Annotated in this window: 19 protein-coding genes; 8 read left to right on the top strand and 11 right to left on the bottom strand. The window is 64.2% G+C overall.

Annotation, left to right across the window (positions count from 1 at the left end; genetic code table 11):
* Positions 1-216 precede the first annotated feature (216 nt).
* From K420_RS0117025 to K420_RS0117000, 6 genes are all read left to right on the top strand, one after another.
* On the top strand, positions 217-2,454 hold the full coding sequence (locus tag K420_RS0117025) for an NADP-dependent isocitrate dehydrogenase (protein WP_027459108.1): 2,238 nt from the start codon (positions 217-219) through the stop codon (positions 2,452-2,454).
* A gap of 178 nt (positions 2,455-2,632) precedes the next feature.
* Entirely contained in the window at positions 2,633-3,736 is a 1,104-nt protein-coding gene (locus K420_RS19420; protein WP_051453227.1) for an acyltransferase family protein, read from the top strand.
* A gap of 108 nt (positions 3,737-3,844) precedes the next feature.
* Complete coding sequence (icd, locus tag K420_RS0117015; RefSeq protein ID WP_027459107.1) at positions 3,845-5,086, top strand: NADP-dependent isocitrate dehydrogenase; 1,242 nt, start codon at positions 3,845-3,847, stop codon at positions 5,084-5,086.
* Between the two features lie 56 nt (positions 5,087-5,142).
* A complete protein-coding gene (locus K420_RS0117010) occupies positions 5,143-5,868 on the top strand; it encodes a Tim44 domain-containing protein (protein ID WP_027459106.1) in 726 nt (241 codons plus the stop codon).
* The gene (murI, locus tag K420_RS0117005; protein ID WP_027459105.1) at positions 5,869-6,657 is read left to right on the top strand and encodes a glutamate racemase; all 789 of its coding nucleotides are present in this window, start codon (positions 5,869-5,871) and stop codon (positions 6,655-6,657) included.
* A 1-nt stretch (position 6,658) separates the two neighbouring features.
* Positions 6,659-7,858: a CaiB/BaiF CoA transferase family protein gene (locus K420_RS0117000; RefSeq protein ID WP_027459104.1), complete on the top strand. Its 1,200-nt coding sequence runs from the start codon at positions 6,659-6,661 to the stop codon at positions 7,856-7,858.
* A 27-nt stretch (positions 7,859-7,885) separates the two neighbouring features.
* Here the strand turns inward: K420_RS0117000 and K420_RS0116995 are convergent, their stop codons facing one another.
* Both K420_RS0116995 and K420_RS0116990 read right to left on the bottom strand, forming a co-directional pair.
* Positions 7,886-9,514 (bottom strand): methyl-accepting chemotaxis protein, encoded by a 1,629-nt coding sequence (locus K420_RS0116995; RefSeq protein ID WP_027459103.1) that lies wholly within the window; start codon positions 9,512-9,514, stop codon positions 7,886-7,888.
* 89 nt (positions 9,515-9,603) lie between these two features.
* Complete coding sequence (locus K420_RS0116990; RefSeq protein WP_027459102.1) at positions 9,604-10,149, bottom strand: energy transducer TonB; 546 nt, start codon at positions 10,147-10,149, stop codon at positions 9,604-9,606.
* 67 nt (positions 10,150-10,216) lie between these two features.
* Between K420_RS0116990 and K420_RS19415 the strand changes: the two genes are divergently transcribed.
* The gene (locus K420_RS19415; protein ID WP_157275142.1) at positions 10,217-11,215 is read left to right on the top strand and encodes an ankyrin repeat domain-containing protein; all 999 of its coding nucleotides are present in this window, start codon (positions 10,217-10,219) and stop codon (positions 11,213-11,215) included.
* 175 nt (positions 11,216-11,390) lie between these two features.
* Here the strand turns inward: K420_RS19415 and K420_RS0116980 are convergent, their stop codons facing one another.
* The 8 genes from K420_RS0116980 to K420_RS0116945 form a co-directional block, all read right to left on the bottom strand.
* Positions 11,391-11,999 (bottom strand): response regulator transcription factor, encoded by a 609-nt coding sequence (locus K420_RS0116980; protein WP_027459101.1) that lies wholly within the window; start codon positions 11,997-11,999, stop codon positions 11,391-11,393.
* On the bottom strand, positions 11,992-14,355 hold the full coding sequence (locus tag K420_RS0116975) for a PAS domain S-box protein (protein ID WP_051453225.1): 2,364 nt from the start codon (positions 14,353-14,355) through the stop codon (positions 11,992-11,994). The genes K420_RS0116980 and K420_RS0116975 overlap by 8 nt, the downstream gene beginning before the upstream one ends.
* 82 nt (positions 14,356-14,437) lie before the next feature.
* Positions 14,438-16,726 (bottom strand): sensor histidine kinase, encoded by a 2,289-nt coding sequence (locus tag K420_RS19900; RefSeq protein ID WP_051453224.1) that lies wholly within the window; start codon positions 16,724-16,726, stop codon positions 14,438-14,440.
* On the bottom strand, positions 16,723-17,880 hold the full coding sequence (locus K420_RS0116965; protein WP_051453223.1) for an ABC transporter substrate-binding protein: 1,158 nt from the start codon (positions 17,878-17,880) through the stop codon (positions 16,723-16,725). The genes K420_RS19900 and K420_RS0116965 overlap by 4 nt, the downstream gene beginning before the upstream one ends.
* Before the next feature lie 33 nt (positions 17,881-17,913).
* Positions 17,914-20,130 carry a GGDEF/EAL domain-containing response regulator gene (locus K420_RS0116960; RefSeq protein WP_027459098.1) on the bottom strand — a complete coding sequence of 739 codons (2,217 nt, stop codon included), beginning with the start codon at positions 20,128-20,130 and terminating at the stop codon, positions 17,914-17,916.
* A gap of 107 nt (positions 20,131-20,237) precedes the next feature.
* A complete protein-coding gene (locus K420_RS0116955; protein ID WP_027459097.1) occupies positions 20,238-20,972 on the bottom strand; it encodes an LrgB family protein in 735 nt (244 codons plus the stop codon).
* Positions 20,969-21,325, bottom strand: a complete 357-nt coding sequence (locus tag K420_RS0116950; RefSeq protein ID WP_027459096.1) for a CidA/LrgA family protein — start codon at positions 21,323-21,325, stop codon at positions 20,969-20,971. The genes K420_RS0116955 and K420_RS0116950 overlap by 4 nt, the downstream gene beginning before the upstream one ends.
* Before the next feature lie 100 nt (positions 21,326-21,425).
* Positions 21,426-22,364, bottom strand: coding sequence for a nucleoside recognition family protein (locus K420_RS0116945; protein ID WP_027459095.1), 939 nt, complete (start codon positions 22,362-22,364; stop codon positions 21,426-21,428).
* A 77-nt stretch (positions 22,365-22,441) separates the two neighbouring features.
* Here K420_RS0116945 and K420_RS21225 point away from each other — a divergent pair, with 77 nt between their 5' ends.
* Complete coding sequence (locus K420_RS21225) at positions 22,442-22,582, top strand: DUF2789 family protein (protein ID WP_084019719.1); 141 nt, start codon at positions 22,442-22,444, stop codon at positions 22,580-22,582.
* 68 nt (positions 22,583-22,650) lie between these two features.
* Here the strand turns inward: K420_RS21225 and aceB are convergent, their stop codons facing one another.
* Positions 22,651-24,249 carry a malate synthase A gene (gene aceB, locus K420_RS0116935; protein ID WP_027459094.1) on the bottom strand — a complete coding sequence of 533 codons (1,599 nt, stop codon included), beginning with the start codon at positions 24,247-24,249 and terminating at the stop codon, positions 22,651-22,653.
* Positions 24,250-24,267 lie beyond the last annotated feature (18 nt).

Raw genomic sequence — 24,267 nt, 5'->3', positions numbered from 1 at the left:
GATGGATGGGGGGAGAGCGCTGCGCCGGATATTAGCACCCGGTCGACGGTCGGATGTGTATGAATTTGCAGCGAAATCGCAATGTGAAAAGGCATTTCGTTGACTGAGATGCGGCAGCGGCCGATACTTCCAATGTTTTGCTGCTGCAAACCGGTTCACAAAGGGTCGAAAGTAGCCCTCGGCCCCAAAAACTCAATCCAACGCAAGGGGATATTCATGGCTGGTGGAAAGTCAAAAATCATTTACACGCTGACCGACGAAGCGCCGCTGTTGGCGACGTGTTCGTTCTTGCCGATCATCCGCACCTTTACCGACCCGGCTGGCGTCGAGATCGAGAAGGCCGACATTTCCGTGTCCGCCCGCGTGATTGCCGAATTCTCGGACATGCTGCCGGAAGCGCAGCGCATGCCGAACACCCTGGCTGAGCTGGGCAAGAAGTGTCTGCTGCCGGAAACCAACATCATCAAGCTGCCGAACATTTCGGCCTCCGTCGCCCAGCTGAAGGCCTGCGTCAAGGAACTGCAGGAAAAGGGCTACGCCATCCCCGATTACCCGGAAAACCCCACCACCGACGAAGAAAAGGCCCTCAAGGCCCGTTTCGGCAAGTGCCTCGGTTCCGCCGTCAACCCGGTGCTGCGCGAAGGCAACTCCGACCGCCGTGCGCCGGGCGCCGTCAAGAACTACGCGCGCAAGCACCCGCACTCGATGGGCGAGTGGAAGCAGTGGTCGCAGACCCACGTTTCCCACATGCATCACGGCGACTTCTATCATGGTGAAAAATCCCTGACCCTGGACAAGGCCCGCCGCGTCCGCATGGAGCTGGTTGCCAAGGGCGGCAAGACCATCGTGCTGAAGCCGGAAGTGAAGCTGCAGGACGGCGAGATCATCGACTCCATGTTCATGAGCAAGAAGGCGCTGTGCGACTTCTACGAGAAGGAACTGGAAGACTGCCGCGAGGCCGGCATCCTGTTCTCGCTGCACGTCAAGGCGACGATGATGAAGGTCTCGCACCCGATCGTCTTCGGCCATTGCGTCAAGATCTACTACAAGGAAGCCTTCGAGAAGCACGCCAAGACCTTCGCCGAGCTGGGCATCAACGTCAATAACGGCATGGTCGACCTCTACGAGAAGATCAAGACCCTGCCGGAATCGAAGCGCGACGAGATCATCCGCGACCTGCACGCCTGCCAGGAGCACCGTCCGCGTCTGGCCATGGTCGACTCGGCCAAGGGCATCACCAACTTCCACTCACCGAACGACATCATCGTCGATGCGTCCATGCCGGCCATGATCCGCGCTGGCGGCAAGATGTGGGGCGCCGACGGCAAGCAGTACGACGCCAAGGCCGTCATGCCGGAATCGACCTTCGCCCGCATCTATCAGGAGATGATCAACTTCTGCAAGTGGCATGGCAATTTTGATCCGAAGACCATGGGCACCGTGCCGAACGTCGGCCTGATGGCCCAGCAGGCCGAGGAATACGGTTCGCACGACAAGACCTTCGAAATCGCCGAGGACGGCATCGCCAACATCGTCGATATCGACACCGGCGAAGTGCTGCTGACGCAGAATGTCGAAGCCGGCGACATCTGGCGCATGTGCCAGGTGAAGGATGCGCCGATCCGCGACTGGGTCAAGCTGGCCGTCACCCGTGCCCGCAACTCCGGCATGCCGGCCGTCTTCTGGCTGGATCCGTACCGTCCGCACGAGAACGAACTGATCAAGAAGGTCCAGAAGTACCTGAAGGATCACGACACCACTGGCCTCGAAATCCACATCATGAGCCAGGTGCGCGCCATGCGCTTCACGCTGGAGCGCGTTGCTCGCGGCCTCGACACCATCTCGGTGACCGGTAACATCCTGCGCGACTACCTGACCGACCTGTTCCCGATCATGGAACTGGGCACCTCGGCCAAGATGCTGTCCATTGTCCCGCTGATGAACGGCGGCGGCATGTACGAAACCGGTGCCGGCGGTTCGGCTCCGAAGCACGTCCAGCAGCTGACGCAGGAAAACCACCTGCGCTGGGATTCGCTCGGTGAGTTCCTGGCCCTGGCCGTGTCGCTGGAAGAGCTGGGCATCAAGGAAAACAACGCCCGCGCCAAGCTGCTCGCCAAGACCCTGGATGCCGCGACCGGCAAGCTGCTCGACAACAACAAGTCGCCGTCGCCGAAGACCGGCGAACTCGATAACCGTGGTTCGCAGTTCTACCTGGCGATGTACTGGGCCCAGGAACTGGCGGCACAGAAGGAAGACGCCGAACTGGCCGCCCACTTTGCCAAGCTGGCCAAGACGCTGACCGACAACGAGGCGCAGATCGTCGCCGAGCTGAAGACGGTGCAGGGCAAGCCGGTCGATATCGGCGGCTACTACAAGGCCGATCCCGAGAAGTGCAAGGCCATCATGCGTCCGAGCCCGACGCTGAATGCCGCGCTGAAGGCCATGCAGGCCTGATCTGGCAGAAATCGCCGGCTTTCGGGCCGGCTGCATGGAAAAGCGAAGGTCGTCCGGCCTTCGCTTTTTTATTGCCGTCTTGCGCGAAACAAGCCGCGTATCTTCTACCTGGCCGGAAGGGGGCGCTGGCGAGCGTGTGATGTGAGAAAATGGCGGGTTTTCGTTGTTGCGTACCGGCATGACATCGCCTCTTCAACCCTCGTTCATCCAGGCCCTGCGCGCCTTTGCCGCGCTGACCATCCTCTGGCACCATTTCGCGCTCTATGCCCCCTTGAGCGAGTGGGCAGCCCCGTTGCTGGGTGATTTGTTGTCCTGGCTGGCCAAATACGCCCGAGCCACTCAGGTCTTTTTCGTGGTCAGCGGCTTTGTCGCGGCACAAACCATCGGCAACCGGGTCTGGCGCTTCAACCAGCTCGGCCGTTTCGTCATCCAGCGTTATTGCCGGCTCGGCCTGCCCTATCTGGCTATTGTCCTCGCCATCCTGCCGATCTACGAACTGGCGCGCGGCTGGGTGCCCGACGAGGTGCTCGGCCAGCCGGTGACGCTGGCCCAGTTCCTCGCCCACCTGTTCTTCCTGCAGGATATTCTTGGCTATGAGGCCCTGTCGGCCGGTTTGTGGTTCGTCTGCATCAATTTCCAGCTCGGCTTCGGCTATGCCTTCGGGATGGTTCTGCAGCAGCGCTTCGGCAAGGGGGGCGACGGGCTGTTTACGCTGCTCGGCTGGGGGAGTTCGATATATTCCCTGTTCCATTTCAACCTCGATCCGAGCGGCGAAAGCTGGGCCCTGTATTTCTTTCCCTATTTCTTCCTGGGCATTCTGGTGCACAAGGCGGTCATGCGCCGGGCCGGCCGCGAATTGCTGGCCTTCCAGGGGCTGATGCTGCTCGCCGTACTCTACGAATGGCGCTGGCGCGTGGTGATCGCCATGGTGTTCGGAATGGTCCTGTTCGTCGCCGAACGCTCCGGCCTCGGCCAGCGCTGGCCGCGCAGCCGATGGATCGCCGCTCTGGGCAAGATTTCGTTCAGCCTGTTCCTGGTCCATTTCCCGGTCCTGGTTCTGGTGGGGGCCTTGTGGGCGCGCCTTGGGTGGACTGCCCCGGAAATGGCGGTTGCCGGATTGCTGGTCGCTTTCCTGACCAGCCTGGCGTGTGCCGCTGCCTTCTATCGTTGGGTGGAAACGCCGGCAGCGACGCTGTCCCGTCGTTTCCGCGCGCCGCGTCTGGAGGGTGGGTCTGGCGGTGGTGGCAGCAGCGGTGAGCGTCGCATGGCTTTCGAGCACTGACAGCCCCGGCTGTTTTGCTCCATAATCCCCCTCACTGCCCGTCGGAGGAGACCCTGCCGGAGACGGCAGACCGCTCGGGTCGTCCACATAACAACGCAAGGAGTGACTATGGCTTCTCACATCAAGGTTCCGCAAGGTGGCGCGAAAATCGTTCCGGGACAGGCGATTCCGGACAACCCGATCATTCCCTTCATCGAGGGGGACGGCATCGGCATCGACATCACGCCGGTGATGATCAAGGTGATCGATGCGGCCGTTGAGAAAGCTTACGGCGGCCAGCGGAAGATCCACTGGATGGAGGTCTACGCCGGTGAGAAATCGACCCGCCTGTATGGTCCGGACGAGTGGCTGCCCAAGGAAACCTTCGATGCGTTGAAGGAATATTCGGTCTCCATCAAGGGGCCGATGACGACGCCGGTCGGCGGCGGCATCCGCTCGCTGAACGTCGCCCTGCGCCAGGAACTCGATCTCTACCAGTGCGTTCGCCCGGTGCAGTACTTCAAGGGGGTTCCGTCGCCGCTGAAGCATCCCGAACTGACCAACATGGTCATCTTCCGCGAGAACACCGAGGACATCTACGCCGGCATCGAGTGGGCAGTCGGTTCGGAAGGCGCCAGGAAGATGGTCAAGTTCCTGCAGGAGGAAATGGGCGTCAAGAAGATCCGTTTCCCCGAAAGCTCGGGGATCGGCATCAAGCCGATTTCGGTCGAAGGCACCTCGCGCCTGGTGCGTGCCGCGATCAAGTACGCCATCGACAACGACCGCAAGTCGGTGACCATCGTACACAAGGGCAACATCATGAAATTCACGGAAGGCCTGTTCCGTGACACCTGCTACAAGCTGGCTCAGGATGAATTCGGTGCCGAGCTGATCGACGGCGGGCCATGGTGCAAGATCCGCAACCCGAAGTCGGGTCGCGAGATCATCATCAAGGATTCGATTGCCGATGCCTTCCTGCAGCAAATCCTGCTCCGGCCGGCCGAGTACGACGTGATCGCTACCACCAACCTGAACGGCGACTACATTTCCGATGCGCTGGCCGCCCAGGTCGGCGGCATCGGTATCGCACCGGGGGCCAACATTTCCGACCAATACGCCTGCTTCGAGGCGACCCATGGCACGGCGCCCAAGTACGCCGGGCTGGACAAGGTGAACCCCGGTTCGCTGATCCTCTCTGCCGAAATGATGCTACGTCACCTTGGCTGGGTTGAGGCGGCCAACCTGGTCATTAAGGGCATGGAAGCGGCCATCGGTGACAAGGTCGTGACCTACGATTTCGCCCGTCTGATGGAAGGTGCGACCGAAGTGTCGTGCTCCGAATTCGGCGATGCGATGATCGCGCGGATGTAAACGTTCGCTTCCCCCATCTGCAAGCCCCCGGTCCGGGGGCTTCTCTTTTTCTGCACATGAAGCGTACCCGTCCGATCCACCGCACCCGGGGCGACCCCGGGCCGGCTATCGACCACTGGCTGAAGTGGCCGCTCCTGATCCTGCTTGCTGTCTTCGTTCTCGCCTTGTTCTGGGCGCGTGAGCAGGCGGAGATCGTGCTCTTCGGCCTGCGCCTGCTCGAACTGGCTGCTGCGCTGGCCGTTCTGCTGGCTGCGGCCTATGGTGCGCTGGTCTATCAGGATCAGCGGCGGATCGCGGCGCGGGAAATCGAGCAGGCCGCCGCCGCCGACGCCTTCTGGAATCCGGAGCGCCTGAACGAACGGGTGAAGGCCCTCGCCGAACCCTACTGGCGGGCGCTGGCGGCGAACGACATCGGCCCGGTGGCGGCCAGCCTGACCGAGGACTGGCGCGACTATCTAACCGAGCGCCTGGCCGGCTGGCGCCAGAACCGGACACGCCCGGTGCTGCTCGATTTCGCCTGGCGCGAGGCCAGTGTCGTCGGTCTGGAGGACTGGCAGGCCAATCATCGCGACCGGGTGACCGTCCGTGTCGATGTGCAGACCTCCTTTCATGTCACCCATCTGCCGAGCGGCGAGCTGATTGAAGGTTTTGCCGGGTCGCGGCCAGAGCAACAGCTATGGACGCTGGCCCGTGGCAAAACGGACTGGCTGATCGCTGGTATCGAACTGGTGGGCGGCGGGGCGGCCTATCGTCACTGCACGGTGTTCCGGGAGGCAGTCTGAGTGTCATCCAGACAGCCCATCGCCGTCTTTGATTCCGGCCTCGGCGGCCTGACGGTTCTACATGCCCTGCGTGAATGCTTGCCGCGCGAGGACTATTTCTATTTCGCCGATACCCGCTTCCTGCCCTACGGCGACAAGCCGGAGGTGTTTCTCCGCGAGCGCGGCGTGGCCATTGCCGAGGCACTGGCCCGACAGGGGGCCAAGGCCATGGTCATTGCCTGCAATACGGCGACGGCCGCAGCGGCGGAGGCCATTCGGGCGGCGACCCCCTTGCCGGTGGTGGCGCTCGAACCCGGGGTCAAGCCGGCGGCACAACAGACCCGCTCCGGTGTCGTCGGCGTGCTGGCCACGACGCGCACCTTGCAGAGCGCCCGCTTCCAGCGCCTGGTCGGCAACCACGCCAGCCATGTCCGGGTGATCACCCAGGCTTGCCCCGGGCTGGCCGACACCATTGAAGCGCAGGGGCCGGGCAGCAACGCGGTCGAGACCCTGCTCGACGACTATGTCGCGCCGCTGGCGCACGGCGGTGCCGATGTTGTCGTCCTGGGATGCACGCATTATCCGTGGGTGGCCGAGGGCATTGCCCGGCGCATGCCGGCGGGTACGGTGCTGCTCGATACCGGTGCGGCGGTCGCCCGCCAGACCGAACGCCTGCTCGCCGCGGCCGGCCTGCTCGGCGGCGGGGAAGGACGGCTCAGCGTGGCGACCAGCGGCGCACCGCAGCAGGTGACGGCGACGGTCGCCCGCCTGCTGGGCCGGAAAATGCATGTCGAACATTGGGAGCCCTGAGATGGCGCACAGCAACAAACCCCTGGCCGGCCTGAAGGTCGTCGAACTTGGCACCTTGATCGCCGGGCCGTTCTGCACGCGCATCCTGGCCGAATTCGGGGCCGAGGTGATCAAGGTTGAATCGCCGGATGGCGGTGATCCGCTCCGCAAATGGCGCAAGCTGTACGAGGGCACTTCGCTGTGGTGGGCCGTCCAGGCGCGCAACAAGCAATCGGTGACGGCCAACCTGAAACATCCCGAGGGGCGTGCGTTTGTCCGCCGGCTGATCGCCGAAGCCGACATCCTGGTCGAGAATTTCCGCCCCGGTGTGCTGGAAAAGCTCGGTCTGGGCTGGGAGCAACTGCACGCCGACAATCCCGGGCTGGTCATGGTGCGCCTCTCCGGCTTCGGGCAGAGCGGGCCCTACAAGGATCAACCCGGTTTCGGCGCGGTGGGCGAATCGATGGGCGGCCTGCGCTACATCACCGGCTTCCCCGATCGGCCGCCGGTGCGTACCGGCATCTCGATCGGCGACTCGATCGCCGCGTTGTGGGGAGCGATCGGGGCACTGATGGCGCTTCGTCACAAGGAGGTCAACGGCGGGGCCGGTCAGGTGGTCGATGTGGCCCTCTACGAGGCCGTCTTTGCGATGATGGAATCGATGGTGCCGGAATTCGATGTCTTCGGTTTCGTGCGCGAGCGTTCCGGCAACATCATGCCGGGCATCACGCCATCGAATACGCACACGACGAAGGATGGCAAGCACGTCACCATCGGCGCCAACGGCGATGCCATTTTCAAGCGCTTCATGCTGGCCATCGGCCGGCCAGACCTGGCCGACGATCCCGGCCTGGCCGACAATGCCGGACGCGATGCCCGGCGCGACGAGATCTACGCCCTGATCGATACCTGGTGTGCCGGACTTGACGAGGCTGAGGTGCTGGCCGTATTGGCCGAGGCTGAAGTCCCGTCGTCACGGGTCTATTCGGTGGCCGACATGTTCGCCGACCCGCAATTCATCGCCCGCCAGATGTTCGAAACGGCGACGCTGCCGGATGGTCGGGGATTCCGGATGCCGGGCATCGTACCGAAGTTGTCGGAGACGCCAGGCAGTACCGAATGGCCGGGCCCCGAGCTGGGAGCCCATACCGAGGCGGTACTGGCCAGTCTCGGCTATGCGCCGGAGCGCATCGCGGCCATGCGGGAAGTCGGCGCGATCTGAGTCGCGCCGGCTCCCGGCCGGCTGGTTTTAGACCCGGAAGCGGCCGATCAGGCCCTTCAGGTTGTTGGCGATCTCTTCCAGCTGGTGGGCGGTTTCCGTCGTGCCGCGGATGGTTGCCGTGGTTTCCTCGACCATGTTGGCGATCTGCTCGACACGCTGGGCGATCGAGGTGCTGGCCGCGCTCTGTTCCTGCGTTGCATCGGCCACCTCGCCGACACGTTCCAGCGTGCGATGGGCACCTTCTTCGATGGCGCGCAGCGAATCGGTCGCCGACTCGGCCAGTTGCACCCCTTGTTCGACTTCCGGCAGCGCGGCGTTCATCGCTTCCACCGCACCACCGGTATCGGCCTGGATGGCGACGATCATCTGCTCGATTTCGGTCGTCGCGCTCGATGTGCGTTCGGCCAGCTTGCGCACTTCGTCGGCCACCACGGCGAAGCCGCGTCCCTGTTCGCCGGCCCGGGCTGCTTCGATGGCGGCATTCAAAGCGAGCAGGTTGGTCTGCCCGGCGATGTCCTTGATCACGTTGGCGATGCTGGAAATCTGTTCAGCCCGGCCTTCCAGGGTACGGATGCGGTCGGCAACACTGCTGACCGTGGTCGAGACCTGCTGGATGGCCTGGGTGGCCTGGCTGACGCGCTCGGCCCCCTGGGTCGATAGCTGCATCGCTTCGCGGGAGTCGGCCGATGTTTCGCGGGCGCTGTCCGAAATGTGGTTCGAGCTGACCGTCAGTTCCTCGATGGCAGCGGCCATGGCCGATGTGGCATCGGACTGGTGCTCGGCAGCCTTGGCCACCTCGTCGGAGGCGGTGGCGATATGCTGGGCGTTATCGACCAGGATGTTGGCATCGCGGTTGATCTCGCTGACGATACGGCGCAGGGCGGCCGTCATGCCGTCCAGTGCATGGAGCAGGCTGCCTTCCTTGACCTGGCCGGCGTTGACCGTCAGGTCGCCGTCGGCGACGCGCTGCATGATGCCGACCACGTCGGTCGGTTCGCCGCCCAGTTGTTGCGTCACGCTGCGGCCGATCAAGGTGCCGATGATGCCGAGACCGACGAGCAGGGCCAGCGAAATACCGCCCAGCAGCATGGCCACTTTCTTGTACTCGCGTTCGATATCGTCAATGTAGATGCCCGTGCCGAGCACCCAGTTCCACGGCGTGAACAAGGTGGCATACGACAGCTTCTGTTCGGCAACCTGTTGCCCGGCCCGCGGGAACCAGTATTCAACGAATCCGCCCCCGGCCTGGGCGGCCGCGATCAGGTCGCGGATCAGCGGCTTGCCATGGGTGTCCTTGAGATCGAGCTTGTTCTGGCCTTCCATGGCCGTATTGCCGCCATGGACGAAATAGACGCCGTTGGTGTCGACACCGAAATAGTAGTCACCGCTCGCATAGCGCAAGCCGCGCAGGGCATCGCGCGCGGCTTGCTTGGCATCGGCTTCGCTCAGCTTGCCGTCGGTCGCCAGCTTGTGGTGGTGGGCGATGATCCCCATGCCGACCTCGACCACGTTGCGGACCTTTTCCTTGCGGTCCTCGAGCATGGTGTCGCGCAGCTGATACAGGGCAGTGACGCAGAGCACCAGCAGACCGACCAAGGTGAGGCCGACGAGAAGCTGCATGCGGGTGGACAGTTTGAATCTGGCTAAGGAACCCATCGCTCGACTCCCTTCACTTTAGTGAAATTTGTAAATTGATACTTTTTGCCATCTTATACCTTAAAACTCACCAGCGGCATATTGACCTATTACTTTAGGCGGAAGCGGATGGGCAACACGGTCTGGCGGGGCGCGTCGGACGGCAGGGACTTGAGTCGGCGGCCGGCACTCAGGGCTGCCTCATCGAGGATGGCGTGCCCGCTGCTCTGCTCAAGGCGCGTCGCAACGACGTTGCCGGCTTCGTCAATGACGAGCAGGACATGGGCCTCGCCCTGCAGGCCCCGGGCGATGGCTTCGGCCGGGTAGAACAGGCCGGCACTGTCGAGTTTGCCCAGTTGCTCGCGCACCGACTGGGTCCAGGATTTCGGCGCCTGGGCCGGGCGTGGCGGGCGGGCGGCGGAGGGGCGCGGGACAGCTGCCGGCTGGCTGGCCGGGGTGGGGTCTTCGGGCAGGTGCAGGGGCGGTGTCGGTGCGGCCGGTGGCGCTGGAGCGGGGAGTGGCGGCGGGCGCAACTCGGCCTGTAACGGCGGCGCGGCCGGGCGCGGTGGCGGGATCAGTTCGGGTCCGAGGAGCAGCAGGTGGAGGAGCAGGGACAGCACCAGCGCCGCCGCCAACCGGAAATCGGTTCGGATCATGAGAAAATGGGGGCTGGCCTGAAGCAATGGAAATGCAATGAGACGAACTGCGCAAGGACTGGTCGCCATGATAATCGGGATGGGCGGCTTGCTGTTGGCGGCTGCCCCGGTATTTTCGGCGGAGCCCGTGCTGCCCGATCCGGTCGCCTTCACCAACAGCATGGAACTGGGTGACGTGCGCCAGGCAGAAAAATGGCTGGACGCCGGCATGCCGCCCGATTTCTTGGGTAGCCGCATCGGCAGCGGCCTGATGATCGGGGCCTGGGAGGGCAAACTCGACCTGATGCGTCTGTTCATCTCGCGCGGCGCCGATATCGACCTGCTCAACGCCAATGGCGAATCCGCCCTTGCGCTGGCCGCTTGGCGCGGCCAATTGGCGGCCGTGAAATGGCTGCTCGAACGTGGGGCGCGCATCAATGCGCCGGCCCGCCGGTGGTCGGCCCTGCATTACGCCGTGTTTTCCGGCCATGCCGAGGTGGCCGATTACCTGATCGAGCAGGGGGCCGACATCAATGCCCAGAGTACCAACGGTTCCAGCGTGCTGATGATGGCGGTGTACGAAGGCCACCAGGAACTGGCGCGCAAGCTGATCGAAAAAGGCGCCGACCGCAGCCCGAAGAACGACTGGGGCGATGGGGCGCTGGAATGGGCGATGCGCCAGAATCGCCTGGAGATCGCCCGCATGGTCAGCAACCCGGAGGAGTTCAACATCGCTGTGGCCAAGCCCAAGGAAAGCTGGGGGGCGCCGGTACGCTCGCTGCGCTCCTCGAAGGAACTGGAGAACCTGCTCAATATCCGCGAAACGCTGGTCAAGCGCGGTTATTCGACGGATACGGTGGACAAGCGGATTGCCGTCGAGCGCATGCGCATCGTCCGCGCCGATGTCGACCGGGCGGCCCCGGCCCGCGCCGCGACGCTGGAAATCACTGCCCGGCGGGGCAAGCCGCAGGAACAGTCGGCGAAGATGATCCAGGACGAGCCGGCGAAGGCAGGCTATGCTGCGCCGCCGGCAACTTACTTCGGCAAGCCGAAAATGCCGCCCAAGGCGCCTGTCCGCAATTACTGAGCGGCCGGAAAATCGGGGAAGCTCGATTGAAAATCTGAACACCCACCGCCAAGGCGCCAAGGCAACGCGAAGGAAATCAAAGCCGGACCCATCACAAGGATGAGTCCGGCTTTGTTCACTGCGGCAGCAGCCAGGGGGATTGCCGGGAAGTTCAGCCCGGCTGCCGCTGGCTGAGTCAGTTGACTGTCAGCACCACCTTGACCAGCTCGGCCAGGGTGCGCACGCCCATTTTTTCCATGACCCGGGCGCGGTGGGCTTCGACGGTTTTCATGCTGATGTTCAGGTCGTCGGCGATCTGCTTGTTCAACTTGCCGGCGACGACCAGGTCCATGACTTCGCGTTCGCGCTGGGTGAGTTGCTCCAGGCGGTGCGAGATGGCGCCGTCGCGCTGGCGGCGGGCGTGGATCTGGTTGTCGAGTTCCAGGGCACGGACAATGCGCGACAGCAGATCCTCGTTGTGGAAGGGTTTTTCGATGAAATCGCAGGCGCCGCGCTGCAGGGCACCCACCGCCATGGGCACGTCGCCGTGGCCGGTGACGAAGATGACGGGTAGTTGCGAGCCGAGGCTGTCCAGCTTTTCGTGCAGTTCGAGGCCGCTCATTTCCGGCATGCGGACATCGAGCACCAGGCAGCCGCGCATGTCGTTGCGGAAGGCCTGCAGAAAGGCCTCGGCCGAGTCGAAGCAGGCCACCGGGTAGCCTTCGCCCTCCAGCAGCCAGGACATCGAATCGCGCATGGCTTCGTCGTCATCGACGACATGGATGGTTTGCTTCGTTTCAGTCATGGTATTCCCCGCTCTCTTCCTCGATCGGCACGGTGAAATGGAAGACCGTGCCGCCCTCGCGGCGCGGCGTGGCCCACAGCCGCCCCTGATGAAACTCGATGATAGAACGACAGATGGCCAGGCCGATACCCATGCCCTCCGGCTTGGTCGTGTAGAAGGGAGCGAAGATCTTTTCCATGTCCTCGCCGGCCAGGCCGTGGCCGTGGTCGGTGACGCTGACCTCGACCATGCGCTCGTCGAGCAGGCGGGCCTGCAGCACCAGTTGCCGGCGGTCGACCGGCACATCGGTCATCGCCTCGATGCCGTTCTTGATCAGGTTGTGCAGCACCTGCTCGATCATGATGCGGTCCACATCGATGCGCGGTAGTTGCGGCGGCAGGTCGACGATGAGCTGGGTACCGGTGCGCTGCGCCTCGATGTCGGCGAAGGCGCGTGCTTCGTCGATCAGTTCGGGCAGGGCGATGGGCTCGCGCTTGGGGTCGTCCTTTTTGACCATGTCGCGCATGCGGCGGATGATCTTGCCGGCCCGCTCGGCCTGGCTGGAGGCCTTCTGCATGGCGACCAGCAGGTCGTCCAGTTTGTAGTTGCCCGCCTGCATGCGCTTGACGCAGCCGGCGCAGTAGTTGGCGATGGCCGACAGCGGCTGGTTCAGCTCGTGGGCCAGCGAGGAAGCCATTTCGCCCATGGTGATCAGGCGCGAGGTTTGTTCCAGGCGCTTCTGCTGCTGCAGGTTGACCTCGTCGATGTGCTTGCGGTCGGTGATGTCGGCGGCGACCTGGACGCGCACGGTGCGGCCGTCCACCCAGCGGATGGCGCGTTCGTGCAGGTGGTACCAGTGGCCGGACAGGGCGTGCTGGATTTCGCCATCATAGATTTCGCAGGGTAGTTCGTCGCTGCCGATCTGCCGTGGATCGCGCAGGTAGGCGTCGGGCGGCGGACGGCAGGCGGCAGTGACCAGTTCGCTGTCGCGGCCGACGGTGTCGAAGCCATAGATGTTCTGGAAGGCGCGGTTGGCAAAGAGGATTTCGCCGGTTTTCGCATCGGCGACATGCACGCTGGAGTCCAGGCCGTCGATGACGGTCGTGAAGCGCTCGTGCGCCCGTTCCAGCTCGACGCGTATCCGCTTGGGCTCGGTAATGTCGTTCATCGACGCCATCCAGCCGAGTTGCCGGCCATCGGTGCCGATCAGCGGCGAGAAGTAGAGGCGGACATCGAAGCGTTCGCCGTTCTTGCGCATGATGCGCATCTCGAAACCGCTCGGGGGGGCCTTGCCGGCCAGCGCGGTATCGATGTTGCGCTGCAGCTGCTCGAATTCCTCAGGCGGCCAGTAGGGATAGGGGGGCTTGATGCCGACCAGCTCACTCTCCTCGAAGCCGGTCATCCGGCAGAAGGAGGCATTGACGAATGTGATGCGGCCTTCGAGGTCGATGGCGCGCAGGCCGGTGATCAGGGAATTCGACATCGCCTGGCGGAAAGCGTAGGCGGTACGTAGTTCCTCCTCGGTAGCAGCGCGGTGGCGGGCATGGCGGCGGAGCTGGATCAGCGTTACCGAGGCGATCAGGGTCAGCGCGATGATCAGCGCGGCCGGCAGGAAGGTCAGCCAGGCCCCACCGGCGCGATAGGCGACAATGTTCAGGCCGAGGCGGTTGTTCGGCAATTCCAGGTTGATCAGGCCGGAAAGCTGGCGGTCCGTCGGCTTGACTGAACTGTTGCTGAATACCTCGCGGTTCTCGGCATTGACCACCGTCAGGCTGTAGCGGGCGGTGAATACGGCGGGCAAGGTGGTGCGCAGCAGGCTTTCCAGCGACTGCACGGCGATGAAGGCGCCAAGATCGGCGCTGCTGCGCTGCACGGGCAGGATGATGTCGTGCATCGGCCCCAGCGTGCCGTCGCGGTAATCCGGCGAAACCAGCTCGCGGCGGATGCGCAGCGCCTCCTGCAGCGCGCTCCATCGGTTGCCGACCAGCTGGTCGCCGACGAAGGTGAGGGTGCCTTCGTTGGGGGCCACCCACTCCACCTTGCCGTCGGTATCCACCCAGATGATGGCCTGAATTTCCGGCGCCTCGCGGACATAGCGTGCAGCGCGCACCTGGAAGGATTCGTAGGTCAGCTGTTTGAATTCCTGCTCGCGCCCCAGTTCGGCGAGAAAGTCGCGGTGGGCCTGCAAGCGGGTCTCGATGGTCCGTTCCGCCCAGTGCATGTCGCCTTCCAGCGCCGAGCGGGCCGTGTCCAGTTCGCGCCATTGCAGGAGCCCGGTCAGGATCAGCATGGCCAGCGCAAAGACGCCGATTGCAATGTAGGGGGCGAGCCACAGCCAGGTCTGTTGCGGGGGAGGGGTGGAGATCCGTTGCTGCATGGTGCAATTCTTGGCTGGCCGGCGCCGGGCGGCCATAGGTACTTACCCTAAGCGAACGGCATCGGGGGGCGCGGCGGGGGTTTCAGGCTTCCACCGGCTGGGGCGCGACGAGGGGGATTTCCAGCTCGAAGACGGTGCCGGAGCCTTCCACACTGGTCGCCGAGATGCGGCCGCCCAGCACGTTCTGGGCAATGTTGTGGGCGATGTGCAGGCCGAGACCGGTCCCGCCCCGCCCCATGCGTGACGTGACGAAAGGATCGAAGATGCGCGGCAGCAGGTTGGCCGGAATGCCGACGCCGTCATCGCCGACCCAGATCTGCACCTGCTGGTCGCTGGCCAGCGCAACGATGCGGATCTGGCCTTGCTGGCGGTCGGTGAAGGCATGGATGGTGGCGTTGGTGATCAGGTTGGCGATGATCTGGCCGAGCGGCCCCGGGTAGCTTTCCATCCGGATCCCTTCGGGGATGTCGACGTTCAGCTGGGCGACACTGTGGCGCAGCGAAGGGCCAAGGGTCAGGGCGATTTCGTGTACCACCTCGTCGAGGCAGAATGCCCGGCGTTGCGAGGTGGTCTGGTCGGCCGCCACTTGCTTGAAGCTGGTGACCAGTTCGGCGGCGCGTTCCAGGTTGCGTTCGGCGATCAGCGAGCCGGTATCCACCGATTCGACGAAGCTGTCGAGCAGCGAGCGCTTCAATCCTTCGGCACTGCGTTCGCGGAAAGTCTTGAGGGCGCCGCGCAGGGTGCTGACGGCCATCACGCCGTTGCCGATCGGGGTATTCAGTTCGTGCGCGACACCGGCGACCAGCGAGCCGAGCGAGGCCAACTTTTCGGAGCGGACCAGCTCGGTCTGCGCCATTTGCAGGTGCTCGACGGTGGTCGACAACGCCGTATTGGCGGCGCGCAATTCCTCGGTACGCTTCTGGACGCGCGCTTCGAGTTCGACGTTCAGTTCGCGGACCTCGCGTTCGATATGGCGCAACTCGGTGATGTCTTCGGCCGACCAGATGGTCCGCATGCCACCGCCCATGAGCACCGTGCGGGCCTGGATCATGCCGAGGAATTCGCTGCCGTCCCGGCGCCGCAGCCAGGCTTCGAGCTGGGCGGCCTGATTTTCGTGCAACTGGGCGAGCATCCTGTTCCGGTCGGCTGGGTCTTTCCAGAAACCAAGCTGGGCGCCGTTGCGACCGATCAGTTCCTCCCGGGGGTAACCGAACAGGCGGAGGGTGGCCGCGTTGGCCTTGGCGAAGGCGAAGCTGGGGAAGGGGTCGGTGAGCAGCAGGCTGACCGGCGACGATTCGAAGATGATTTCCAGCTCCTGCTCCCGTTCTCGGATGGCCGCCGCCATGTGCTCGAGATCGGAGGACAACTGGTTGAGCTCGATGACCGAGCTGCGCGGCCAGTCGCCTTCCGGGTGGCCCTCAGTCAGTTTGCGGGCACGCTCGGCGATGGCATTGATCGGCTGCGCCGTCCGGGCCGCCCAGAGCGGTGCGAAGAGCAGGCTGAGCAGCATCAGCGAAACGAGGGCGGTCAGGCCCAGGCCAACTGCCGTGCGCAGTGGCGGCGAATCGAGGCCGGCCGGACTGCGCACGATGAAATACCAGTTCATGCGCTCGGAGCGGGCGGCCGCCATGTCGTAGCGTTTACCCTCGAAACTGCCTTCCCCGATGGCCTGCGGCATGCCCTGGACCTTGACGAAGATCGGCTGGCTGGCCAGGTTGACCACACCGACCCGTTCGCTGTGTTCGGAATCGGCCAGGATGTCGCCGTAGCCGTCAGTCACCCAGATCGCCCAGGCCGACGGGTTGCTCGACTCGGTGATCGTCTCGAGGATGTAGGCGAGTGGAATCTCGCCGATCAGCACGTCCTTGCCGGTCCAAACGCCGATCGCCACCGTCATGCGTTGCGATACCGGGGACAGGTATTTGTCGCTCCACACGGTACTCAGTCGTTGCATGACCTGGCGGCGCAGGCGGTCGTTGGCCAGGTCGTTGCCGATCAGTTCCGCCGCCTGCTTGCGCTCGCCGTCGGAGACGGCCGCATGGATCACCTTGCCGGACGGGTCGAGATGGTAGACGGCGGAAAAGGCGGCCTGCCTGATCAGCAGGTTCAATTGCCGCTGCGGGTCGATGGATTGGCGGTCGGCCAGACTGCTGGCGACCAGTTCGAGTTGCCCCTGCAGGATGGAGAGTACGGTTTCCGAGCGGCGGGCGAGATCGCCGCTTTTCTTCCCGAGATCGTCGCGTGTCTGTGCGGCCAGGCGTGGCTGGTAATAGGCGAGGAGCAGCGCGAAGGCAATCAGCATGGCGATCGCCGAGGCGGCAACCAGCAACAGGGTGAGCGAGGTGCGGAGATGCCAGCGGGGCAGCTTCATGGCGCCTGGCGGACGAAGCGGCCGTCGCGGACCAGGGCGATGGCGGCGCTGCGCTGGGTGTCGCCGTTGGTGTCGAAATGGATGGTTTGCTGCAAGCCCTGGAAAGGGCCCTTGTCGACCAAGGTGCGCTTGAGTGGCGCATCTCCGTCGCGCCGCGCCAGGGCGTCGAAGAGAACGGTCGCGGCGTCATGGGCCAGGACGCTGGCAAAGGCCGGGGCGCGTCCGAAGCGCTTGGTGTAACGCTGGTGGAAATCGGTGAAGTGGGGCGATGTATCGTCCGCATTGAACTGCTGGAGGATGGCCAGTCCCTCGACCGCCTGCCCTCCCTGTTCGAGCAATTGTCCGGTGCTCGCCCACTCGGCGGCGAGCAGCGGCACGGCCTGGTTGAGCTTGCGGGTCTGTTGGGCGAGGCGCGCCGTGTCGCCGGCGTTGGCGACGAAAACCAGCGCATCCGGGCGCGGCGCCAGCAGTTTTTCGACGACCGGCAACTGGCTCTCGGCAGCGGAATCGAAGTATTCGATGCCGACAATCTGTCCGCCATGCTGCTCGAAAGCCCGCTGGAATTCGTTGGCCCAGCTCTCGGAGAAGGCGCGGTTGTTCTGGTTGGCGGCCAATGCCAGACGCCGGAAGCCCCGTTCGTGACAATGCTTGGCATAGAGCATCGCATTGTCGCGGGTTGTCCAGTTGATACGGAACAGGTAGTCGTCCTGGCCGTGCAACGTCATGGCGGTCGCCGTCGGCGAAACCAGGACGATACGAGCAGCATCGTGTGCCGGCAGGATGGCCTTGGCCATGCCGCTGGTCATCGGCCCGATGACGGCGACCACGCCTTTGCCCAGCAACTCGCTGGCGGCTGCCTTGGCAGCTTCCGGCGTGCTGCCGGTGTCGCGGGCGAGCAGTTCGACCTGCCGGCCGGCGATGCCACCCGCCTGGTTGATGGTCTCGACGGCGAGCAGGGCGCCGTTGCGGCCGGCCTCGCCGAGATCGGCCGAGTTGCCGGTCAGTTCCCCGATGAAGCCGATACGGACCGGCTCCTTGGGGCCGCAGGCGGAAAGCAGGGTGGCCGCGAGCACGCTGGTGGCCAGGCGGGCCAGCTGACCGGTGACCTTCGGCGGAACCCGCGGTGCAACGGGCATCGGGATAAGCTTGTCCATGGCGTGTCTCCGTTCAACGAGCCAGATCGATACTCAGCGGTGTTCCGCCAGCCAGAGCAGGAGGCTCGCCTCATCCATCGGGTGGGCGTAGTGATAGCCCTGTACTGCGCCGCAGCCGAAAGCGTGCAGTCGCTGGCCGATCTCCTGGTTCTCGACCCCCTCGGCGACGGTCTTGACCTCCAGTTCGGAGCCGAGGCGGGCGATGGTGCGTACGATACGCGCGCCGCGTTCGCTGGTATCCATCGACAGCACGAATGAGCGGTCGATCTTGAGGTGGTCGAAGGGCAGGCGCGCCAGGTAATTGAGCGAGGAATAGCCGGTCCCGAAATCGTCGATGGCGATGCGGATACCCTGGCTGCGCAGCTTGTCGAGCAGGGCAACCATGGCATCCAGCCCCTCCAGGGCGACCGATTCGGTGATTTCCAGTTCCAGCAGTTCGGGTGCAACGCCCGCTTCGGCCAGGCTGTTATTGACGAAATCGAGGAAACTTGGCTGACGCAGCTGGATGCTGGAGATATTCACCGCCATGCGCAGTTGCTCGTGGCCGGCGGCCTGCAGGCGTTTCAGGCTACGCAGCACTTCCGGGAGCATCCAGCGGCCGATGCTGACGATCAGGCCGGACTGCTCGGCGATCGGGATAAAGCGGTCCGGCGGCACGAATTCGCCGTCGGCGCGCTGCCAGCGGAGCAGGGCCTCGGCACCGATCACCTTGCCCGAGGCGAGGTCGATCTGCGGCTGATAGACGATGGATAGCTCGCGGCGCTCGAAGGCGATGCGCAGGTCGCGCAGCAGCAGGGTGTGCTCGCGTGCCGACTGGCCGATTTCCGGCGAGAAGGTGACCGATTGCCCGATGCCGAGCGCCTTGGCACGCCGCAAGGCGACGTAGGCGTTCTTCAGCGCATCCTGGCCGTTGCTGCAGCCGTCGAGCGGCGCGATGCCGAGGCAGACCGACACCGGATGGTCGATTTCGTCGATCAGGAAGGGATGGGCGAACAGACGCTGGATAGTGGCGGTGTCCAGGAAACGGCCTTGACCGGCCAGGGCGAAGGCGTCGCCAGCCAGGCGGGCGACAAAAACGCTGTTGTCGAATAGCGCACGCAGGCGCTGGGCCGTGGCGGTAAGCAGTGCGTCGCCATACGGGTGGCCGAGCATGTCGTTGGTGGCAGCGAACTGGTCGATGTCGAGCAGCGCGACGACTTCGTTGTGGGCGCCCTCGGCCAGGCGGCGGTCGAGTTCGAGGACCAGCGCGTTGCGGTTGGGCAGGCCGACCTGGCGGTCCACCAGCGCATCCCGGCGCAGTTCGTTGACCAGGTCGATGTTCTTGGCGCACAACGCGATGTTGGTGCAGAAAATTTCCAGCAGATGCTGGTCGACTTCGCGGATCGGCTCGGCCGATTCGATATAGGCGGCAAAGCCCTCCTCGGCGTTCTTGCGGAAATAGAGCGTGATGTCGCGGCTGCCGACGGTGCTGTAGTGGTTGCGCAGCGCCTGGTTCAGCGATTGGGCGATGTGCAGGTTGTCGATTTCCTCCAGGCGTTGCTGGATCAGGTGGCTGTAGCGGCCGGCGGCAGCAATGACGCGGAATTGCTCGGGATGGTCCTCGTCATCGGACGACGCGGCGCAGACCAGGCCCTCGGGGGCGATGCCGATCAGGCTGGCGAGCTGGGTGATGACACCTTCGGCGAAGGAATGCAGGCCCTTTTCGGCGATGAACTGGTTGCTGGCCGCAACGATTTTTTCCAGGCCCCGCCGGCTGGCATCGAGGCGCTGCAGCTGGTTGTAGGAGCGAATGGCCGAGGTCAGCGTGGTGTACAGGCGGCTGTGGGTGAGTTCGCTTTTCGTCTTGTAGTCATTGATGTCGTAACGGGCGATGGTGTCCGCTTCCGGCGCCTGGCCGGGCTGCCCGGTGCGCAGGATGATGCGCAGGTTGAGCAGCATCAGGTCCTGGCGGATGGCGACCACCGTCTTCAGGCCGGCATCGTCGCTTTCCATGACCACGTCGAGCAGGGCGACCGCGATGTCCGGTTCGCGTTCGAGTACGGTCAGCGCCTCGCGGCCGGAATAGGCATGCATCAGGTGCAGCCGACGGCCGAGGATCTCGACGCCGGACAGCGCGAATTCCGTCGCTTCATGCACGTCGCGGTCGTCATCGACGATCAGGATGCGCCAGCAGGCATCCACGTCGGCGATGTTGTCGGGGCTGCGATCTTCCTCGATGAAGATCAGGTCGTCGTCTGCACTGTGCGCCATGTCGATGCCAGAATACTGTCGATTTGTTGGTTTTGTTAGTTTGCAGCAATTCACCGTGCGTGGCAAGGCAGCGTGACAGGGGGCCCCGCCCCCGGTTCGCGAGGGGGTCAGTGACCGATCAGCGGCGACAACCAGTGCGCCAGCGCCGGCACCAGCATCGCCGTCAGCGCACCGTTCAGGCCCATGGCCAGCGCGGCAAAGGCGCCGGTCTGTTCATTCACCTGGAAGGCCCGCGCCGTACCGATGCCGTGCGATGCAATGCCGATGGCAAAGCCGCGAATGGCCGGGTCGTGCAATTTCATCGCATCGAAGACGTACCGGGCTCCGAGCGCACCGAGGATGCCGGTGACGATGACCAGCACGGCGGTCAGCGACGGGATGCCGCCGATGCGCTCGGCGATCCCCATGGCGATCGGTGTCGTCACCGACTTGGGGGCGAGCGACAACTGGGTGGACTGGCTGGCGCCGAACAATCGACCGATCAGCACCGCAGACACGATGGCGGTCAGGCTGCCGGCGAGCAGGCCGGCCAGCACCGGCAACAGCATGGCGCGCACCCGCTTGAACTGGGTGTACAACGGAATGGCCAGCGCCAAGGTGGCCGGGCCGAGCAGGAAATGCACGAACTGGGCGCCGGCGAAGTAGGTTTCGTAAGTGGTCCCCGTGGCGGTCAGGAAAAGGACCAGCGCGGTCACGGCGATCAGAACCGGGTTGGCCAGGGGATTGTTGCCCGAGCGCTGGTAGATCCAGAAGGCGCCCTGATAGGCCAGCAGGGTGACGGTCAGGCCGAGTAGCGGGGATGCGGCCAGATAGACCCAGATCTGGCTGAGTTCGGCGGTCATGGTGCTTCTCCGGTGGTGGCCCTGGGCTGGCAGGCTTTCATGACCAGGGCGGTGACGACCAGCGTGACGGCGGTGCTGATCAATAGCGAGAGGAGCAGCGGCAGCCATTCGTCGGCCACCCGGTGCAGGTGCACCATGATGCCGGTGCCGGCCGGCACGAAGAGCAGCGACAGATGCTGGAGCAGTGTCGAGCCGGTGGTCTGCAGCTCCTTGCCGGGGCCGCCGCGCAGGATCAGGGCGGAAAACAGGAGGAGCATGCCGAGCACCGGGCCGGGCACCGGCAGCGCCAGGCCGCGGACAATCACTTCGCCGGCAAGCTGGAAGATGAGCAGTTGGGTGAGGGCAGAGAGCATCGGAGAAACACCATGAAACGATGCTCGAAGTTTATTGCTTATGCGTGGTAAGCAATAGATCGCTTGTTGTCTTGTTATCTTTTACCAAATGTAATGAGTCTCAGGCGAAAGCGGCATGGCCCAGGGTGCGCAATGCGATGCCGACACAGGCCCCGACGGCCGCCGGTTTCCAGACGGCCGCTACCCGCCGCCCGGCCGAGATCAGCACCGCCACGCCGGGCAGGTCGAATGGCGAGATCAGGAAACCGGCGCTGGCATTGAGCAGTTCGCCGCTGACCTGGCCGGCGCGGCGCATGTCGTCCATGACCCCCATCATCGCCGTGCCACCGGCCAGGTACTTGGTCAGCGTCGGCAGGATGAGAACCGGGTCGATGCCGACCACCTGCAGCAGCGGGGCGATCAGAACGGTCAGCGCATCGATGGCGCCGAATTTCTTGAGTGCCGTTACCGCAACCAATGACAGGACCAGCATCGGAATGGCGCCGATGGCGATCTTGAAGGCCTCTGCCCCGGCCCGGTTGATCACGTCGAGCACGCCCTTGGCGTTGTCGGCGACCGGGTGGTGCAGGGTTTCGTCGAGCGTTGCCTCCAGCGCAGAGAGATGGCGGCCGAAGAGGTAATAGGTCGCTGCTGCCGCGGCCAGGCCGCCAAGTAGCGAAAAGGCAAGCAGCGGGCCGAATTGCAGGCCCATGGTCAGCATCGGAAAGGCCGCATTGGCCTGCGCCATGGCGAACACCATGGCCAGCGTGGCCGCCAGGTGGCGATCCGAGGTGCCGCGCTGCTCCATCATGGTCAGCGTTGCCATCGGCGCCGCGAAGCTGACGAAGTTGATCTGCAGCGCCGCGAAGACGCCCAGCCCGGTCAGCCCGAACGGCCGCAGCAACGGGCTGATGCGGGCGACCAGGCAGTCCAGCGCGCCGCGCGCTTCGAGCAGGCGCATCAGCGACAGCATGACCACCATCACCGGCAGCAGCACGAAAAGCGAGAGTTCGACCGCCGAGCGGCCGGCCTTGAGAATGATGTCGATCAGGATATCCATGGATCAGGGCTGACAGGTAAGGGGTAAAGGCCGGTAACGCGCGGTGACATAACGTCTACCAGGCAGAAGGTCGCAGCTTGTCGTTACCGAACCACGAGCGCAATCATGGATTTCCATCATCACAGCCTGGCCAGGCCGCATTCCTGCGCGATGAATGGCGGGAAAACGACGACTGGGCCGAAGCGGTCGATGAATTGAGTCTGCGGCTGCACAGCTGACGGCGCAGAGACAAAAAAAGCGCCGGGTCTCCCCGGCGCTCCTGTCTCTCTCTACCCTTGTTGTTGCTTTAGGCCATGGCTTCGTACAGCGGCAGCGTCAGGAACTCCGGGTAATCCGGGGTCAGCGACATGCGGTCGAAGATTTCGGCGGCCTGGTCGTAGGTGGCGGTGTCTTCGCCCTGAGCGGTGACGGTGGCCTTCACCTTGGCCAGTTCTTCGGCGATCATCGGGCGGACCATTTCAACGGTGACCTTGCGGCCGTCGTCGAGGATGCCCTTCGGTGAAACCACCCACTGCCACACTTGCGAGCGGGAGATTTCGGCGGTGGCGGCATCTTCCATCAGGTTGTGGATGGGCACGCAGCCGTTGCCGGCCAGCCAGGAACCGAGGTAGTGGATACCGACGTTGATGTTGTTGCGCAGGCCGGCTTCGGTGATCGGGGTGGTCGGGCGGAAGTCGAGCCACTGTTCCGGGCCGAACTTGCCTTCAACCTGCTTCTCGAACTGGTTCGGCTTGTCGCCGAGCACCTTGACGAATTCTTCCATGGCGATGGGCACCAGGCCCGGGTGAGCCACCCAGCCGCCGTCGAAGCCGTCGTTGGCGTCGCGGGTCTTGTCGTGGCGGATGCCGGCCAGGGCCTTTTCGTTGGCGACCGGGTCATTCTTGATCGGGATCAGGGCCGACATACCGCCCATGGCCGGGGCGCCGCGCTTGTGGCAAGCCTGGACGAGGGCCAGGGCGTAGCCGCGCATGAAGGGCACTTCCATGGTGATGGCGCCGCGCTGGGCCAGGCAGAAGTCCTTGTTCTTCTTGAACTTCTTGATGCAGGAGAAGATGTAGTCCCAGCGACCGGCGTTCAGGCCGGCGGAGTGGTTGCGCAGTTCGTACAGGATTTCTTCCATCTCGAAGGTGGCGAGGATGGTTTCGACCAGCACGGTGGCCTTGATGGTGCCTTGCGGAATGCCGCAGTGATCCTGAGCCATGACGAAGGCGTCGTTCCACAGACGGGCTTCGAGGTGGCTTTCCATCTTCGGCAGGTAGTAGAACGGGCCAGCGCCGCGAGCGATCTGTTCCTTGGCGTTGTGGAAGAAGACCAGGCCGAAGTCGAACAGGCCGCCGGAAACGCGCTGACCGTCGACCAGCACGTGCTTCTCGTCGAGGTGCCAGCCACGCGGACGGATCTGCAGGGTGGCGATCTTGTCGTTCAGCTTGTATTCCTTGCCGGCTTCGTTCTTGAACGACAGTTCGCGGCGGATGGCCTTGTACAGGTTCACCTGGCCCTGGATCTGGTTTTCCCAGTTCGGGCTGTTGGAATCCTCGAAGTCGGTCATGTAGGAGTCAGCGCCCGAGTTGAAGGCGTTGATGATCATCTTGGCTTCGACCGGGCCGGTGATTTCGACGCGGCGGCATTGCAGGGCGGCCGGGATCGGGGCAACCTTCCAGTCGCCTTCGCGGATGTGCTTGGTTTCCGGCAGGAAGTCGGGCATTTCGCCGGCATCGATGCGGGCCTGGCGCTCGACGCGGGCCTTCAGCAGTTCCTGGCGACGGCCTTCGAAGGCGCGGTGCAGCTTGGCGACGAATTCCAGTGCCTCGGTGGTGAGGATGGATTCCCATTCGGGCTTCACGGGGGCGGTAATTTGCATACCGGCGGGCAGGTTGAGGGCCATGCGGATCTCCTGAGAAAG

The sequence above is a fragment of the Dechloromonas agitata is5 genome (assembly GCF_000519045.1).
Lineage (GTDB): Bacteria > Pseudomonadota > Gammaproteobacteria > Burkholderiales > Rhodocyclaceae > Azonexus > Azonexus agitatus.
This window is presented reverse-complemented; position numbering and strand designations above follow the sequence as displayed.